Origin of the sequence: Pseudomonas sp. FP2335 (genome assembly GCF_030687535.1) — a bacterium.
Lineage (GTDB): Bacteria > Pseudomonadota > Gammaproteobacteria > Pseudomonadales > Pseudomonadaceae > Aquipseudomonas.
Genome location: NZ_CP117437.1, coordinates 207,773 through 224,206 on the forward strand (window position 1 = coordinate 207,773; position 16,434 = coordinate 224,206).

Genomic DNA, 16,434 nt, shown 5'->3' on the forward strand with positions numbered 1-16,434 from the left:
GTTTCGTCCTAGATAAGCACTCTTAAGTATAGGGTTTTATAGTGCGAATTTGGAATTCCTTTTTGGACTTGTGCTGAGGAAATATATGGACATTAATGTGCAGCAGACGCCGGTGGATGAACCGGTTGCGGAGTTGAATATTGCAGTTTTGGGCGAAATAGTAAATGCGGTTAATCGTCAAGTTGCAGGAGGTTCTGAGTTACAAGATTCTAAGTTTTTATTAAATTCGGCTTATAAGATTGCCCTTGAGCGTCTTCATAAAATATTAGGTTCTAGGAATTCCGCTAGCTGGCTTTTAGAAGCATATAAGCAATTGTTTATGTGGACGGCAGTCTATAGAAAAGGGCTAATGCCTTGGCAGCATTTTGATGCTTCGGAAAGTCTTGCCCCAATTGGAAGGTACGGTTGGCGCTATGCAATTGATTATTGTCTGTCTAAAAGTAGCCCTCAGAGTCTTCAAAATGGGAAACCTAATTGCGAGGATGTGTCGAAAGTTTTCTCTATACTTGCTGTTATGACGATTTCTGCTGAGTGGTCAAATCTTATACATTACTTTCCTGATGTATACGGTGATGTAACGTTTGATCTATCCAAACCTGAAGGGATTCTGTTTCCGATATTATCTGAGGAAGCGTTGGGTAAAGTTTCTAATCGCTCCGATTACATGTTGAAAAAAGAGGGTGAGGCATGGACAAAGTTTTCGGGTTTTGAGGGTGATTATGATGATGATCATTTAAAGCCGAAACTCAGCTCTGCTCTTCTAGAGTCAAAGGGCTTTGATTTGGATCAGCTTGAAAGATTTATCGATATTTTGCTTCACAATGTTTTATCTTCAGGATGGGTCCTTGTAATTCCAGGGGGGTATTTGATCGATTGGATTTCAGAAGAAGGAGATATGGAGAAGAATGTAGTTATTAAAATTTTAGATTTTATGCTTTTATCTGCCGACGCTTTAGTTAATAAGAATAGGGATTTTTTAAACAAAAAAGATCAAGTGCGTATGATAAATTTCTCGGGTGTGCGTATTGATCGATTGAAGAACTTAAAATCAATCTATCCTAAGGAGGCAGTACATAAGCCTCATATTAAAAAGGCAAGCTGGCATGCTATTATGAATATTTTTATGGTTGCTGAGTGGTACGATACATTCATGCATCGATGCTTGGTCGGCCAGCGTCAAGATTTGAAAGCTGACCCTATATTTAATAAGGCTCTGGAAGATATCGAGCAGTATCAACGGCGTGATATTTTTGAGTCGCTAATAGGAAAGATTTTTGCATCTCATGGATTTAATTTCATTAAGGGTTTGAAGAAATGGCCGAATAAGCAGGGGAGTTCAGTAATGCTGCCTTGTGGAGAAATTGACCTGCTGGCCTATCACGAAGTGTCTCGAATATTATATGTTGTTGAGTGTAAATGTGGCGCTCCGGCAATCGATTCAAGAGGGTACTCTCAGCAGTATAATGATCATTTTGAGCAAAAAAAATATCACTCTAAATTTAAAGCGAAAATTGACTGGGTTGGTGCTAATTTAAAAGGGCTTAGTCATCTTGAACATTTGGGTTGCGGTATAGTGAAGTGTAGCCCGGTGCAGGTGGTTCCTGTATTTGTAACTAGGTATCCATCGATAGCTAAGTTTTATGTTGACGATTATAAGGTTTTAACGTTTGCAGAGTTGGATGATTTTCTGGGTGGGCTTCTTCATGAATTTTCAAATAAGTGAGATTCGTGAGTTTGGTCTGGCACGGTGCATCAGCACAGTCGGCTGTATGGATTTGTAGCGTATATCTAAATTGTGGAGCTACAGTTTTCACAATGGTAAAAGCAGCCCGCGTATGCGGGCTGATTCGGGGTCATGCCGCTATTAGCTCCTCTAGGGAGATGTTACGGGCTGCTGCTGCCAAATCCGAGCGCTCAAGCTTCGAATGGAAGGGCCCGAAGCGAGGCACTTCAAGTCTAGACAAGGCATCGCCCATCCCGCCTTTTAGGTAGCTGACGGCAAGTATTCGGGCACCCACAGCAAGCAGTTGCTCCGTCGCCGCGTTCCACTCCTCATCCAATGCAAACCCCACCGCGTTCAATGCGGCTGTCTTGGATTCATCTCCTCGTTGGCGAGCACTCGTGATCTGAGCCTCAAGAGTATCAAGCTCGACTTGCAGAGCTCCAAGGATCAGGTCTTGCCTCCTGACCTGCTCGTCCGTTGTTGCCACCTGCTTAGCGGCCTTTTGCATTTCGCCGCTTGCTGATTTTTCCCCTTCGGCATCACCGCATGCGAGGCATCTGGCGTAGGACGTTGCAGCATCGCGCTCGGCTTGTTGCGCCTTTTCTAGGGCTTGATCGGCTTCTGATTGAATTGCCTGAAACCTCTCATCCAAGTGCGATTTTTTTCGTTCCAATGCTTCGACTTCATCGGTTGCGTCGGTCATTGCTCGAATAGCGTCAGCTTTAATCTGACCAATTTTTTCCAAGCGTTCCAGATGTTGGATCTTCCGATCAATTGATGCGAGCTCACCTGGAATTGCTCGTATGCGGGCCTGGACGCTTGAAACCTTCTCCATGGCCTCGCGCTTCTCAGGGCTCCCAATTACGTTGCCATTAGCACTGAATCCGCTGGGCGCATTGCGCCACTCAGCCTCCATTTGCGGTAGGCTTTCTTCCAGGGTTTCCAGTTCTTGAATCAAGGCGACTTGTTGCTGTTTTAGCTGGTTCATGTTGCGTTCCTAAAGGCGAAAGGTTGATTGGTTTTTTTCGTTGGCAGGCCAGGCCAAGGTGAGCCTGCATTCCTCATGAAGCAGCCGTTATTACGCCGCCTGGGCGCCGTGATCACCTTGTTCTGGCACTGCAACAACCACATAGCAGCGCTGCAAGCCCAGCCCCGGTAGACGCACTGCGGTCGAAGCTTTGCCATCCTTTCCAGGCTCTAAGACGCCTCGTCGCAGGAGCTCTTTGTTAACCGCACTCAGGTTCATGCCTCGGAAGATTTCGGAGCGCCACGCTTCCGGCAGCACGTAGTAAGTGTTGGTGGTGTGCAAGGCATCGCCCATGCCGTGTTCCATCGTCTTGCGAAAGCCCAGCCGATCAATCGTGCGTGGGCCGTGCTCGTCGATCTTGGCGGCGGCGGATTCCCAGCGGGTAAAGCGGCTTTCGCCAAAGCGTTCGATGACCTGGCGCAGTCGCGTCAGGATCGCATCGCCCTCGAAGTTACCGGCGCCGCCGCGTTCGGCCAGCCACGCATGCAGGCACACCCGTGCAGCGGTCGTGGCTGTACCGTCCGGCCAGCCGGTGACGCCGAAGGCGGTAGCCAACTCACCGGCCGCTGCTGCGAGCCCGAAGCGAAGGGCGGCACGTTGGGCTTGCCCGCTGGCCGAGGCTGGCAGGTTTTGGCTGATGAACTGCTCCACCGTACGGCGAACGATCACCGACCACCGGAGCATTTCCCCAGGCGCACACAGTGCGTGCAGGAAGGCGGTGAGGGGCGTGCCGTAGTATTTGGCGACACGCGCCTTGAGAGCATCGGAGAGGGCAGCAGCATCCTCAAAACCGTTCAGCACATCGAACATACCGAGACCTTTGCTCGCATCGGCTGGGACAGCGAGCATGCGCACCTCCATACCGGCTTTCAGCTCCTTGTTGGCATCTGCCATGTGCTGCGCCAACGTCTTCTCGCCCGTCGAGAGAAACAGCAAGCGCCACTCCTGCACCTGTCGGCCCGCTTGTCCTCGATCATTCGCCCGGGCCTTACCGGTGCCGTTGCCGAGCATGTAGACCGTCTCGCCGATAATGCGCGGATCGCACATGCCGATTTCATCAAGCACCAGGAGACCGTCTGAGTGTGCAGCTGCGATGGACTCCAGGGCGTTATCGGTCGAGCGCCACGAACGAACTAAGCGCGGCCCGCCATAAACCGATGCAGTGACTTGCAGGTGAGTGGTCTTGCCCCCGGACCTGTCGCCATACAGGTGGAAGCCACCCGACTCATGTCCCAGCAGGTTCAGCAACGGGCCTGCAAAGGGCACAGAAACGACAAACGCCAAGCGATGACTTCCAACACACAGTGCGCCAATTTGTTGCTGCCATTGCTCCAGAGAGCTTGTCTTGCTGATCGGAGGCAACTGCGCCCCGGCTTCATAAAAATGCTGGTGTTCGGCGTACGAGCTGATCTGTTGTTCGGGCAGAAGGAAGGCGTTGGCGTGCCAATTCAAGCGCGTTACCAAACGTGTGCGCTGGGCGCTGTCGAAGCCGCCGAGATAACCTGCCGGTCGTTGCGTGCGTTACGTTTGGATCGACTTCCGGCAAGGCGCAAGCCCATGTCCACCAGCGGGCCTAGTACGTCCTTGCTGAAGTCATCGTTCTAACTGGAATGTTCCAGCGTTTTTTGGCATCGCCCGGGTCGTCGAATTCGAACAGCAAACCCCAGAGGCGAACACACAGGACGTGCCTCACCATCATCACCTGAATAGAACGCCCCTTCAGGCTTCAAGCGAAAGCCGCCCGGCATCAGACCATTTTTCGATTTCGCTGGATGTTTGGCGTGCGCCTTGGCGTTCTGTTCTTGAAGTTAAGTTGGCTCAGAGGCACCGCCAACTCGCCCTTGCGCGAGAGCTCTGCCATGTGTCCAAGCGGTCCAGCCTTTGGCTAATGCGTCCGTGCATCGTCACCGCCTGCCCATTTGCCACCTTGATGAGCGTCGGCTTGCCACGTTTGTTGCTGGGCTTGGGCTTGAACACTTCGAGCACAATTCGTTTTACTGACGCGACACCCAACTCAATCAGCACGTGGGCATATACGGCGTGAAGTTGAAGTTATAGAGGGGGACAGGGACGGATAGCCAGAAACAAGAAAGCCCGCACAGGGCGGGCTTCTTGGGGCGTTTCGTAGACTGTCTGAGACAGCCCGAGACTGCTATATGGTGCACCCGGCGGGATTCGAACCCACGACCCCTGCCTTCGGAGGGCAGTACTCTATCCAGCTGAGCTACGGATGCTTGTGCGGGCGACATCATACCCATGTCGCCCTTGGGCGTCCATGCTGGTTTTTGGCCGCTGGAACGTAGGAAATCCGCGCGCTGACGCCCTGGGCCGGGCACCGCCGATCATTGCGGTGGAACCCTGCCCAATCACGCTGATCCGAAAGTTTCGGCAAAAGCGCCGTTTTCGTTCTTTTTTTCGAACAGACTATTGCCCTGTACCCCCATTGATCCTAGGATTCGTTTGAGATTTCAAACGCTCTGTCTCCCGCGTGCGCTTCACCTGAGTCCGCGCGCTGGGGCTGATTTCCCTGACGGCAGCCCACAAGGCGCCTTTCAACAACTCTAATTCGCTCCGCGTGCGCGCGGTGCTGTTAAGGAAAGCCGACATGCAGCTTAAAGATGCCCAGTTGTTCCGCCAGCAAGCCTTTATCGATGGCGCTTGGGTCGATGCGGACAACGGTCAGACCATCAAGGTCAACAACCCGGCCACGGGCGAGATTCTCGGCACCGTGCCAAAGATGGGCGCCGCGGAAACCCGCCGCGCCATCGAAGCCGCCGACAACGCCTTGCCGGCCTGGCGTGCGCTGACCGCCAAGGAGCGCGCGAACAAGCTGCGCCGTTGGTTCGAGCTGCTGATCGAAAACCAGGACGACCTCGCGCGCCTGATGACCCTCGAACAAGGCAAGCCGCTGGCCGAAGCCAAGGGCGAAATCGTCTACGCCGCGTCCTTTATCGAGTGGTTCGCTGAAGAAGCCAAGCGCATCTACGGCGACGTGATTCCCGGCCACCAGCCCGACAAGCGTCTGATCGTGATCAAGCAGCCGATCGGCGTGACCGCTGCCATCACCCCGTGGAACTTCCCGGCTGCGATGATCACCCGCAAAGCCGGCCCGGCCCTGGCCGCCGGTTGCACCATGGTCATCAAGCCCGCTTCGCAAACCCCGTTCTCGGCCCTGGCCCTGGTTGAACTGGCACACCGTGCCGGTATTCCGAAAGGCGTGCTGAGCGTGGTCACCGGTAGCGCTGGCGACATCGGCGGCGAGCTGACCGGCAACCCGATCGTGCGTAAATTGTCCTTCACCGGCTCGACCGAAATCGGTCGCCAGCTGATGGCCGAATGCGCCAAGGACATCAAGAAAGTCTCCCTGGAACTGGGCGGCAACGCGCCGTTCATCGTGTTTGACGACGCCGACCTGGATAAGGCCGTCGAAGGCGCGATCATCTCCAAGTACCGCAACAACGGCCAGACCTGCGTCTGCGCCAACCGCCTGTACATCCAGGATTCGGTGTACGACGCGTTCGCCGAAAAACTCAAAGTGGCGGTAGCCAAGTTGAAGATCGGCAACGGTCTGGAAGACGGCACCACCACCGGCCCGCTGATCGACGAAAAGGCTGTGGCCAAGGTGCAGGAACACATCGCCGATGCCCTGAGCAAAGGCGCTACGTTGCTGGCGGGCGGCAAGGTCATGGAAGGCAATTTCTTCGAGCCGACCATCCTCACCAACGTGCCGAAAAATGCCGCTGTGGCGAAGGAAGAAACCTTCGGCCCGCTGGCGCCGCTGTTCCGTTTCAAAGACGAAGCCGAAGTGATCGCGATGTCCAACGACACCGAATTCGGCCTGGCTTCGTACTTCTACGCCCGCGACCTGGGCCGTGTGTTCCGCGTGGCCGAAGCCCTGGAATACGGCATGGTTGGCGTCAACACCGGGTTGATCTCCAACGAAGTGGCGCCGTTCGGCGGCATCAAGGCCTCCGGCCTGGGCCGTGAAGGTTCCAAGTACGGGATCGAGGACTACCTGGAAATCAAATACCTCTGCCTGGGCATCTGACCCGCCCGGCAAGGCATTGCTGCAAACGCAAAGGGCACGAGAGCGCTGACCCTTTGCGTGTTTCAAGACGTTATTCGTAGTGGCCGGGAACGCTGTGGCAGTCGATCATCGCATGCTGCCGCAGTTGCCTCCCCGTCACGTATTCCTTGGACCCCGCCACCCGATGAGTGGCGAATGAGGACTTTATGAGCAAGACCAACGCATCCCTGATGAAACGCCGCGAAGCCGCTGTACCGCGCGGTGTTGGCCAGATTCACCCGATCTTCGCCGACTCCGCGAAGAATGCCACCGTGACCGACGTTGAAGGTCGCGAGTTCATCGATTTCGCCGGCGGTATCGCCGTGCTGAACACCGGCCACGTGCACCCGAAAATCATCGCTGCCGTGACCGAGCAACTGAACAAGCTGACTCACACCTGCTTCCAGGTACTGGCCTACGAGCCTTACGTGGAAGTGTGCGAGAAAGTGAACGCCAAGGTGCCAGGTGATTTCGCCAAGAAAACCCTGCTGGTCACCACCGGTTCCGAAGCCGTTGAAAACGCCGTCAAGATCGCCCGTGCCGCCACTGGCCGTGCTGGCGTGATCGCCTTCACCGGCGCCTACCACGGCCGTACCATGATGACCCTGGGCCTGACGGGTAAAGTCGTGCCGTACTCGGCCGGCATGGGCCTGATGCCAGGCGGCGTGTTCCGCGCGCTGTACCCGAACGAACTGCACGGTGTGAGCGACGACGATTCCATCGCCAGCATCGAACGCATCTTCAAGAACGATGCCGAGCCGCGTGACATCGCGGCCATCATCATCGAGCCGGTGCAGGGCGAAGGCGGTTTCTACGTCGCGCCAAAATCCTTCATGAAGCGCCTGCGCGAACTGTGCGACAAGCACGGCATCCTGCTGATCGCCGACGAAGTGCAAACCGGTGCCGGCCGTACCGGCACGTTCTTCGCCATGGAACAGATGGGCGTTGCTGCCGACCTGACCACCTTCGCCAAATCCATCGCCGGTGGCTTCCCCCTGGCCGGTGTGTGCGGCAAGGCTGAATACATGGACGCCATCGCCCCAGGCGGCCTGGGCGGCACCTATGCCGGCAGCCCGATCGCTTGCGCCGCTGCGCTGGCGGTCATGGAAGTGTTCGAAGAAGAGCACCTGCTGGACCGCAGCAAGGCCGTTGGCGAGCGTCTGGTCACTGGCCTGAAAGCCATCCAGGCCAAGTACCCGGTGATCGGCGACGTACGTGCCCTGGGCGCGATGATCGCGGTCGAGCTGTTCGACAACGGCGACACCCACAAGCCAAACGCTGCGGCCGTGGCTGCCGTGGTGGCCAAGGCGCGTGACAAGGGCCTGATCCTGCTGAGCTGCGGTACCTACGGCAACGTATTGCGCGTACTGGTCCCGCTGACCGCGCCGGACGAGCAATTGGACAAAGGCCTGGCGATCATCGAAGAGTGCTTCTCCGAGCTGTAAGCGGACGCTGACTTGATCGACAGAAAAAACCCGCTTCGGCGGGTTTTTTTTGCCTGCAGATTTAGCTGACGTAAGGCAGTGGAAATGTCCATTACAACGGACATGTTCTTTATTTTATGTGGCTAAGTCCTATATGGGTGACATTTTGCTGATCACAAATCCACCAACCCTCGGCGCAAGAGTACGAGAACTACGCCGTGCCAAAGGCTTCAGTCAACAGCAGTTGGCTGAAAAGGCCAATTGCAATCGCAAGACGATCATTGATCTGGAGGCGGGGGAGAATGTGGCGATGAATACCGTGTTCAGGGTCATTTCAGCGTTGGGCATGGCGCTGGAAGTGGTCGACAAGCGGATAGACCTTAAATCCCTCGCCGATCCGTGCGCAGGTTGGGCTGCAGCAGATTCTTTCGGCAGATAGCTCGAAGGGGATTTTCGAGTTTTTGGTCGATACCTATTTTGCGTCAGGGATCTCGGGTGTGCAGCCCAAGGTGCTGGTGCCGGACCTGGATAAGCTGACAGGCAGTCGCAAAACCTTGCTCAGTTCCGACCTGATTGTTAAGTCGGGCGCAGATCAGTATGCGCATCATGGCGCTGAATGATTCGCTCAAGACGGGGCTGAGGCGAAAGCCGGTTTTCAAGCCGATGCCTTGAATGGGGTTGGTGGTTTTTAGCCACGTTCATTGTACGTACGCGCCAGCATTGACTAAGGTGCAAGCATTGCCGATGGAGCGTGCAGGATGACGGCTGTTGATCTACCCGCTGTACCCCGAGTGTTGATCGCTGAAGCAGACCCCTGGTCACTGGACCTGCTCAAGCAAGTGTTGTTGAACGTGCGCTGTGACGCACGGCTGGACGTGTGTGCCGATGGTCTGCAAGCGGCTACGCTGCTGCGGGACAAGGCCTACGACCTGATCCTGGCCGATTGGGAGCTGCCGGGCGTCGATGGCCTGAGTCTGCTGCGCCACGTGCGTCAGCAGCGCCGTACGCCGGCGCTGCCGTTCATTCTGCTGAGCAGTCGCAATGACACCGCCAGCGTGCGTGAAGCCTTGCCCCTGGCGCCCACGGCGTACCTGACCAAACCCCTGAACATGGAAAGCCTGACCCAGCGCCTGCAGGACCTGCTGCTCAATGAAGGCGAGAGCGTGTATTGCGAGATCCCGCCGTTGGCGCCGGGCATGACGTTGCCGGTGTTTCTGGAGCGTCGTCGCGACGCCTGCGATGGCGCGCCGCTGCGCGTTGATGTGAAAGCGGCAGTGCAAAAGAGCCTTGGCCCCGACGGCCTGGATCTCAAGCGCCTGGAAGACCTGGTGCGCACGGACCCGCAAATCACCGCTGTGCTGATCGCCGCCGCCAACAGCGCCGGCCATCACGGCACGCCGGTACAGACCTTGCCGGCGGCGTTGCACAAGCTGGCGGCGGGGCAAAGCATGAACCTGATTCTCGGCCTGGCCCTCAAGCACAACGTGGTGCTGGGCGACCCGGGGCTGGTGGCGTATGCCGAACGGCACTGGCAGTTTTCCCAGGACACCGCCGACTTCGCCCGACGCCTGGCGCGCCTTTTGGAACTCGATCACGAGCGCTGTTATGCCGCCGGCCTGCTGCATCGGCTCGGTGACCTGGCGCTGCTGCGCTGCCTGGAGGACTGGCGCCAGGGTGGCGGGGCATTGGACGACGAGGCGATTGGCGAGTCGCTCTACACCTTCGGTGCCGCCTATGGCTCGGCACTGCGCGCGCGTTGGCGCTTGCCCCATGAACTGCGCCAGTTGATCGCGGCGATCTATTCGCTGGAAGGTGGGGTGTATGCGCGGGATGCGCTGGTGGTCAACCTGGCGGCGCAGATGGCGCGCCTGACCGAGCATGAAGGGCTGGAAGCACTGGCCAATGGCAAGACCGCGCGGTTGCTCAAGATGGGCCTGTCGGAGCTGACGCGGGTGCGCAAGGCCTAGAGAACAGTGAGATCCAAATGTGGGAGCGGGCTTGCCCGCGATGAGGGTGTGTCAGTCAGCAAATTTTTAGCTGACCCACCGCCATCGCGGGCAAACCCGCTCCCAGATTGGATCTGCTTCACCGTTGGATCTGTGTCTAGCTGGCGACGACGCGATTCTTGCCCTGGCGCTTGGCCTCATACATCGCTGCATCCGCACGGGCGAACAGGCTGTCCAGGGTCGAGTCCTGTTCGTCCAGGCTGGCCAAGCCCTGGCTGACGGTCACGCTGAATGCCTGGCCTTCATAGTTGAAACTCAACTCCTGAATCTCCCTGCCCAGGCGCTCGGCCACCTGCAACGCCATCTCTGGCGCGCAACCGGGCAGTACGGCGGCGAATTCTTCGCCGCCAATGCGCCCGAACAGGTCGCCACGGCGCAATACCCCGCGACCGCTCTCGGCGATGCGGCGCAGTACCTGATCGCCCTCCAGGTGGCCGTAGGTGTCGTTGATGTCCTTGAAGTCATCGATGTCCAGCAGCAGGAACGCCAGCGGCGCGGCCTGGACGCAGGCACTGTCGAACGCCTGGTTGGCGCATTCGAAGAAGTGCCGGCGGTTGCTGCTCTGGGTCAGCACGTCGGTGGTGGCGAGGCGGTGCAGTTCCAGTTCCAACTGCTTCTTTTCGGTTATGTCTTCGGCCATGCCGACCACGATCACCGGCTTACCGGGCTCGACCTGCTGGTTGATGTAGCACTTGTCGCTGAGCCAGCGGATCTGCCCGTCCGCGGTGATGATGCGGTATTCGCGGTCTTCCACGGTGCCTTGTTCCAGCACGCGGGCCAGGCTGTGTTCGGCGTAGTCGAGGTCTTCGGGGTGAATGCTGTTGCGCCATTCCCGATGGTCGGCCAGCAGCAATCCGGCGGGTCGCCCGAACACGCGCTCATAGGCCGGGCTCACGTACAGCACGCGGCGCGTTTCCCAATCGATGGCCCACAGCACGGCGTTGACGCTGACCAGCAGCGAGCTCAACAGCTGCTCGCGCTCGCTCAGCCGCTCGACTTCACCCTGGGCATGCACCAGCGCCAGCAGGGTTGCCGCCGCCGTCGGAAGGGGCGGTTCAGTGGTGGGGGTATCGGGCAGATAGGGCTTTTCGTGAACCATCGGCACAACTCTCTCTGGGCGCGCCGCAGGATGAAGCAGCGGTCACTACAAGGGGCCACCATGATGGCGAAGTGTTCATTGAGAGAGGGGAATTGCAGTGAAGTTCCGTCAACAGCACCGATTGCCGGTGCCCGGTAAATGACGCCAAAAAGCCGATACGTGGGAGGGCAGGCCCTCCCACTGCACCGTCAGGCTGCCGCAGGACGCAGCGAATAGGTCTTCAACTGGTGGGCAAAATCGCGCAGGGACTGGATGCCGCTGGCCTCTGCCTCGTGTACCCATTCCTTGATCGCGGCGAGCATATCGTGGCCGTTGCTGCTGGTCTTGAGCCAGATCTGTTGCAGCGCCAGGCGCTTCTCGTAGATCACGGTCAGGGCGTGGCTGTGCTCCAGCATGCTCTGGATGCGCACGTGATGGCGCTCATCCAGCAGGCTGGTCTCGCGCGACAGCAAGCGCTTGGCGCGATGGAACTGGTGGCGTACCGAATGATCGACCTTTTCCAGCTCTTGCTTGACCAGCGGGCCGATCACCAACTTGCGGTACTGGGCCATGATCTGGAAGCGGTTGTTGAGGATCGCCATGGCGGTGTCCATGTCCAGGTGGCCCTTGCCTTCGACCCGGTGGGCAATCGGTGCCACGCGCTGCACCTTGGCCAGGCGCAGGAAGCTGAACACTTTGATCCAGGCCCAGCCCAGGTCGAACTCCCACTTCTTCACCGACAGCTTGGCGGAGTTGGGGTAGGTGTGATGATTGTTGTGCAGCTCTTCGCCACCGACGATGATGCCCCACGGCACCAGGTTGGTCGCCGCATCACGGCATTCGAAATTGCGATAGCCGACGGCATGGCCCAGGCCGTTGATCACACCGGCGGCCCAGAACGGGATCCACATCATCTGGATCGCCCAGATGGTGATGCCGATGGTGCCGAACAGCAGCAGATCGATCACGCCCATGATCGCCACGCCCAGCAGCGGGTAGGGGGTGTAAAGTTTGCGTTCGATCCAGTCGTCCGGGCAGTTCTTGCCGTAGATGCGCAGGGTCTCGGGGTTTTCCGCTTCGGCGCGGTACAGCTCGGCACCTTTGCGCAATACCGTGGACAAGCCCTTGATCACCGGGCTGTGCGGGTCATCGACGGTTTCGCATTTGGCGTGGTGCTTGCGGTGGATGGCCGTCCACTCGCGGGTGTTCTGCGCCGTGGTCAGCCACAGCCAGAAGCGGAAGAAGTGTTTCAGGCCGCCATTGAGTTCCAGGGAACGATGGGCTGAATAACGGTGTAGATAGACGGTGACCCCAACGATGGTCACGTGGGTCATCAACAGAGTGACTGCCACCAGTTGCCAGGCTGACAAGTCAAGAAAACCGTTGTACCACATAGGCTGTATGGCCCTCAGATAAAGAAAAAAACAGCTCACGCATTATCACTAAGCCCACAGAGAAAACCAGCCGCCCTTTCAGATAGGAGTGACTGGATGTTTCTTACTCTATAATCCGCATCGGTTGTAGGACGATTCTGTTTTTTTGGTAAGGATTACTGAGCATATGCTGTTTTCATACCGAGGTGCCCTACGCGTAGGGCTGGTATACCTACTGGTTTCCATTGCCTGGCTCCAGCTCAGTCGCCAGGTATTGATCAACTTTCTCGATGAACCGAGCCAGTTGAGCCATTGGATGCAGATGCGCGGCTACGTATGGGTGGCCCTCAGCGCCTTGGCGATTTACCTGATCTGCCGGCGCTTCGACCGCACCAGCCTGCAGGATCAACCCCTCAAGGAAAACCGCGAACGCCTGCGCCAGGCCGCCGCCGTGTTCGATTGCACCCGCGAAGGTGTGCTGGTCACCGACGCCAAGGGCCTGATCGTGCACGTGAACCGGGCCTTCATGGAGATCACCGGCTACCGGCGTGAAGATGTGATGGGGCAGCAGCCGAGCCTGTTCAAATCCGGGCGCCATTCGTCGAGTTTTTACCAACAGATGTTCCATACCCTGGGGCGCACCGGCGAATGGAGCGGGGAAATCTGGAACCGACGCGAAAGCGGCGAGATTTATCCACAGTGGCAAACCATCCGCGCCGTGCAGGACGATCAGGGCCATGTCAGCCACTACGTCGCGGTATTTTCCGACATCAGCGCCATCAAGCATTCCGAACGCGAACTGGCCCACCTGGCGCACCACGACCCTCTCACCGACCTGCCCAACCGGCTGCTGTTCACCGACCGCGCCGAGCAGGCACTCGCTTCGGCGCAAGTGCACAAGCGTGGCTGTGCCTTGCTGCTGCTGGACCTGGACCACTTCAAGATCATCAACGACAGCCTTGGCCACGCCGTCGGCGATCAACTGCTGAAACAGGTGGGCGAACGGCTCAAGGCACTGTTCGGCCCCGGTGTGACCCTGGCGCGCCTGGGCGGCGACGAATTTGCGGTGCTGGCGGAAAGTTGTCCACAGGTCGCGCAAGCCGCCGGCGTGGCGCAACGCATGCTGGATGCGATGAAACAACCGTTCATCTTCGACGGCCACCAGTTGTTCATCAGCGCCAGCATTGGCATCAGCGTGTTCCCCAGCGACGCCCTGAGCGCCGAACAACTACTGCGCAACGCCGACTCCGCGCTGTTCAAGGCCAAGAGCGCCGGGCGCGAAAGCTACGCGTTGTACACCGAAGAGCTCACCGCCCACGCGCAAAACCGCGTGGAAATCGCCAGCGAGTTGCGCCGCGCCCTCGACCAGCACGAGTTGCGCGTCTACTACCAGCCCGTGCACAACCTGCAAGACAGCCGCCTGGTGGGCGTCGAAGCGCTGGTGCGCTGGGAACACCCCGAACGCGGCCTGGTGCCCCCGGGGGATTTCATCCCCATCGCCGAACGCACCGGGCTGATCGCCGACATCGACGCCTGGGTGCTGCACCAGGCGTGCCGCCAGATGTGCCAATGGTTGGCGGACGGCGTCCCATTGAGCTTTATCGCGGTCAACGTTTCCAGCCGCTTGTTCGCCCGGCGCGAGCTGTACGACCAGGTCGCCCAAGTGCTGCACGAAACTGGCCTGGACCCGGCGTATCTGGAGCTGGAAGTCACCGAAAGCGCAGTGATGGAAGACCCCGAAGTGGCCCTGGAGCAACTGCACCGCCTGCGCGAACTGGGTTTGCGCCTGGCCATCGACGATTTTGGCACCGGCTATTCCTCACTGCTGCGCCTCAAGCGCCTGCCGGTGCAGAAGCTCAAGATCGACCAGGGGTTTGTCGCTGGGTTGCCATGGGATGAGGATGATGCCGCCATCGTGCGCGTGGTGATTGCCTTGGCGAAAAGCATGGGCATGCAAGTGCATGCCGAGGGGATCGAACAGGTGGAGCAGGCGCGGTTTCTGTTGGCCGAGGATTGCGATATGGGGCAGGGCTATTGGTTTGGCCGGCCGGTGCCGGCTGACCAAATCGATTGGTCACGCGCCCCCCCGATCCAGACTTGAAATGCACTCAAACTGGGGGCGCGGGCTTGTGTGGGAGCGGGCTTGCCCGCGAAAGCGGTGGATCAGACAACACATCTGTCACTGACAGACCGCATTCGCGGGCAAGCCCGCTCCCACATTTGGCTCTATGCAAGGCTTGATTTCAGTGTCGACGCCTGAAAGTCCCGCGCAACCCCACGCTCCAGCAGAAAATTCTTTCTGGTTATATAAACATTCTTAAATAGTATTTTTAAGAATATCTGCGCTTATCTACTATCGCTCTCACGCCGCAAGCAGTGCCGCCACTGCGAGGCACTATTCATTTCAGGAGCGAGACCATGAGCGCATCTCTACGTAGCGTCGACGGCCAGGACGAAGCAGCCATTTTGCGTGAGATCCAGAGCGCGTTGCGCGATCTGCGGTTCGGCGCGGTGGAAATCACTGTGCACAACGCGCAAGTGGTACAGATCGAACGCAAAGAAAAATTCCGCCTGCAGAACCCGGGTAACAAACCGAGCTGAGCAGCAACGGCGATTCGCATGCTAGACCCGCACTTATAAGAAAAAGCCAACACCCAGAATTTTCAGGAGCTTCTATGTCGTCGATTCGCCGTTATGCCCTGGCCGCCCTGGCCAGCGCCGTGTTTGCCGGTTCCGCCGTTGCCAAGGACTACGAGTTGCTCAACGTCTCGTACGACCCGACCCGTGAGCTGTACCAGGACTACAACGCTGAGTTCACCAGCTACTGGAAGCAGGCTCACCCTGGCGACAATGTGAAGATCCAGCAATCCCACGGCGGTTCGGGCAAGCAAGGCCGCGCCGTGATTGACGGCCTGCGTGCCGACGTCGTGACCCTGGCCCTGGCCGGTGACATCGACGAAATCGCCAAGCTAGGCAAGACCCTTCCGGAAAACTGGCAGACCCGCCTGCCGGACGCCAGCACCCCGTATACCTCGACCATCGTGTTCCTGGTGCGCAAGGGCAACCCCAAAGGCATCAAGGATTGGGGCGACCTGATCAAAAAAGACGTGTCGGTGATCACCCCGAACCCGAAAACCTCCGGCGGCGCCCGCTGGAACTTCCTCGCCGCCTGGGCCTACGGCCTGAAAACCGGCGGTAGCGAAGCCAAGGCCCAGGAATACGTGAAAGAGCTGTTCAAACACGTGCCTGTGCTGGACACCGGCGCTCGCGGTTCGACCATTACCTTTGTCAACAACGGTCAGGGTGACGTGTTGCTGGCCTGGGAAAACGAAGCCTTCCTGGCACTCAAGGAAGACGGCGGCGCCGACAAGTTCGACATCGTCGTACCATCCCTGTCGATCCTTGCCGAACCACCGGTTGCCGTGGTCGACAAGAACGCCGAGAAAAAGGGTAACACCGAGATCGCCACCGAATACCTGAAACACCTGTACAGCCCGGCTGGCCAGGAGATTGCGGCGAAAAACTTCTACCGCCCACGCGATGCCAAAGTCGCCGCCAAATACGCCCAACAGTTCCCGAAACTGGACCTGGTGACTATCGACAAAGACTTCGGCGGCTGGAAAACTGCCCAGCCGAAGTTCTTTAACGACGGTGGCGTGTTCGACCAGATCTACACGGCGCAGTAAGCAACACTACCTGTAGTAACCCGCTTTTCTGTGAGATCTGGCTTGTGTGGG

The 16,434-nt window shown here is 58.0% G+C and carries 12 protein-coding genes, 1 tRNA gene and 1 pseudogene; 9 read left to right on the forward strand and 5 right to left on the reverse strand.

Features of this window, described 5'->3' with window-relative positions:
• Positions 1-85 precede the first annotated feature (85 nt).
• Complete coding sequence (locus PSH81_RS00925) at positions 86-1,723, forward strand: hypothetical protein (protein WP_305391849.1); 1,638 nt, start codon at positions 86-88, stop codon at positions 1,721-1,723.
• Positions 1,724-1,853: 130 nt separating this feature from the next.
• On the opposite strand, the gene PSH81_RS00930 is transcribed toward PSH81_RS00925, so the two are convergent.
• The 3 genes and pseudogenes from PSH81_RS00930 to PSH81_RS00940 all read right to left on the reverse strand — a co-directional run bounded on the left by PSH81_RS00930 (position 1,854) and on the right by PSH81_RS00940 (position 4,984).
• Positions 1,854-2,711, reverse strand: a complete 858-nt coding sequence (locus tag PSH81_RS00930) for a hypothetical protein (protein ID WP_305391850.1) — start codon at positions 2,709-2,711, stop codon at positions 1,854-1,856.
• Between the two features lie 90 nt (positions 2,712-2,801).
• Positions 2,802-4,772: pseudogene (locus PSH81_RS00935) on the reverse strand (DUF927 domain-containing protein); the annotation flags it as partial.
• 135 nt (positions 4,773-4,907) lie between these two features.
• Positions 4,908-4,984, reverse strand: a tRNA-Arg gene (locus PSH81_RS00940).
• A 371-nt stretch (positions 4,985-5,355) separates the two neighbouring features.
• Between PSH81_RS00940 and gabD the strand changes: the two genes are divergently transcribed.
• The 5 genes from gabD to PSH81_RS00965 all read left to right on the forward strand — a co-directional run bounded on the left by gabD (position 5,356) and on the right by PSH81_RS00965 (position 10,207).
• Positions 5,356-6,798 (forward strand): NADP-dependent succinate-semialdehyde dehydrogenase, encoded by a 1,443-nt coding sequence (gene gabD, locus PSH81_RS00945; RefSeq protein ID WP_017734500.1) that lies wholly within the window; start codon positions 5,356-5,358, stop codon positions 6,796-6,798.
• A gap of 185 nt (positions 6,799-6,983) precedes the next feature.
• Entirely contained in the window at positions 6,984-8,261 is a 1,278-nt protein-coding gene (gene gabT / locus PSH81_RS00950; protein ID WP_226456673.1) for a 4-aminobutyrate--2-oxoglutarate transaminase, read from the forward strand.
• A gap of 133 nt (positions 8,262-8,394) precedes the next feature.
• Entirely contained in the window at positions 8,395-8,679 is a 285-nt protein-coding gene (locus PSH81_RS00955; RefSeq protein ID WP_305391851.1) for a helix-turn-helix transcriptional regulator, read from the forward strand.
• Between the two features lie 22 nt (positions 8,680-8,701).
• Positions 8,702-8,860, forward strand: a complete 159-nt coding sequence (locus PSH81_RS00960; protein ID WP_305391852.1) for a hypothetical protein — start codon at positions 8,702-8,704, stop codon at positions 8,858-8,860.
• A gap of 138 nt (positions 8,861-8,998) precedes the next feature.
• Positions 8,999-10,207, forward strand: a complete 1,209-nt coding sequence (locus PSH81_RS00965) for an HDOD domain-containing protein (RefSeq protein ID WP_192298518.1) — start codon at positions 8,999-9,001, stop codon at positions 10,205-10,207.
• 136 nt (positions 10,208-10,343) lie between these two features.
• Here the strand turns inward: PSH81_RS00965 and PSH81_RS00970 are convergent, their stop codons facing one another.
• Both PSH81_RS00970 and desA read right to left on the reverse strand, forming a co-directional pair.
• Positions 10,344-11,345 carry a sensor domain-containing diguanylate cyclase gene (locus tag PSH81_RS00970; protein WP_305391853.1) on the reverse strand — a complete coding sequence of 334 codons (1,002 nt, stop codon included), beginning with the start codon at positions 11,343-11,345 and terminating at the stop codon, positions 10,344-10,346.
• 188 nt (positions 11,346-11,533) lie between these two features.
• On the reverse strand, positions 11,534-12,718 hold the full coding sequence (gene desA / locus PSH81_RS00975; RefSeq protein ID WP_192298516.1) for a delta-9 fatty acid desaturase DesA: 1,185 nt from the start codon (positions 12,716-12,718) through the stop codon (positions 11,534-11,536).
• A gap of 166 nt (positions 12,719-12,884) precedes the next feature.
• Between desA and dibA the strand changes: the two genes are divergently transcribed.
• The 3 genes from dibA (at position 12,885) to PSH81_RS00990 (ending at position 16,383) form a co-directional block, all read left to right on the forward strand.
• Positions 12,885-14,798, forward strand: a complete 1,914-nt coding sequence (gene dibA / locus PSH81_RS00980) for a phosphodiesterase DibA (protein ID WP_226456680.1) — start codon at positions 12,885-12,887, stop codon at positions 14,796-14,798.
• 317 nt (positions 14,799-15,115) lie between these two features.
• On the forward strand, positions 15,116-15,298 hold the full coding sequence (gene oscA / locus PSH81_RS00985) for a sulfur starvation response protein OscA (protein WP_003170956.1): 183 nt from the start codon (positions 15,116-15,118) through the stop codon (positions 15,296-15,298).
• Between the two features lie 74 nt (positions 15,299-15,372).
• Complete coding sequence (locus tag PSH81_RS00990; RefSeq protein WP_226456681.1) at positions 15,373-16,383, forward strand: sulfate ABC transporter substrate-binding protein; 1,011 nt, start codon at positions 15,373-15,375, stop codon at positions 16,381-16,383.
• Positions 16,384-16,434 lie beyond the last annotated feature (51 nt).

Coding starts and splice junctions, on each gene's coding strand:
- PSH81_RS00925 (WP_305391849.1), top strand. CDS start 86: ATGGACATTAATGTGCAGCAGACGCCGGTGGATGAACCGGTTGCGGAG.
- PSH81_RS00930 (WP_305391850.1), bottom strand. CDS start 2,711: ATGAACCAGCTAAAACAGCAACAAGTCGCCTTGATTCAAGAACTGGAA.
- gabD (WP_017734500.1), top strand. CDS start 5,356: ATGCAGCTTAAAGATGCCCAGTTGTTCCGCCAGCAAGCCTTTATCGAT.
- gabT (WP_226456673.1), top strand. CDS start 6,984: ATGAGCAAGACCAACGCATCCCTGATGAAACGCCGCGAAGCCGCTGTA.
- PSH81_RS00955 (WP_305391851.1), top strand. CDS start 8,395: ATGGGTGACATTTTGCTGATCACAAATCCACCAACCCTCGGCGCAAGA.
- PSH81_RS00965 (WP_192298518.1), top strand. CDS start 8,999: ATGACGGCTGTTGATCTACCCGCTGTACCCCGAGTGTTGATCGCTGAA.
- PSH81_RS00970 (WP_305391853.1), bottom strand. CDS start 11,345: ATGGTTCACGAAAAGCCCTATCTGCCCGATACCCCCACCACTGAACCG.
- desA (WP_192298516.1), bottom strand. CDS start 12,718: ATGTGGTACAACGGTTTTCTTGACTTGTCAGCCTGGCAACTGGTGGCA.
- dibA (WP_226456680.1), top strand. CDS start 12,885: ATGCTGTTTTCATACCGAGGTGCCCTACGCGTAGGGCTGGTATACCTA.
- oscA (WP_003170956.1), top strand. CDS start 15,116: ATGAGCGCATCTCTACGTAGCGTCGACGGCCAGGACGAAGCAGCCATT.
- PSH81_RS00990 (WP_226456681.1), top strand. CDS start 15,373: ATGTCGTCGATTCGCCGTTATGCCCTGGCCGCCCTGGCCAGCGCCGTG.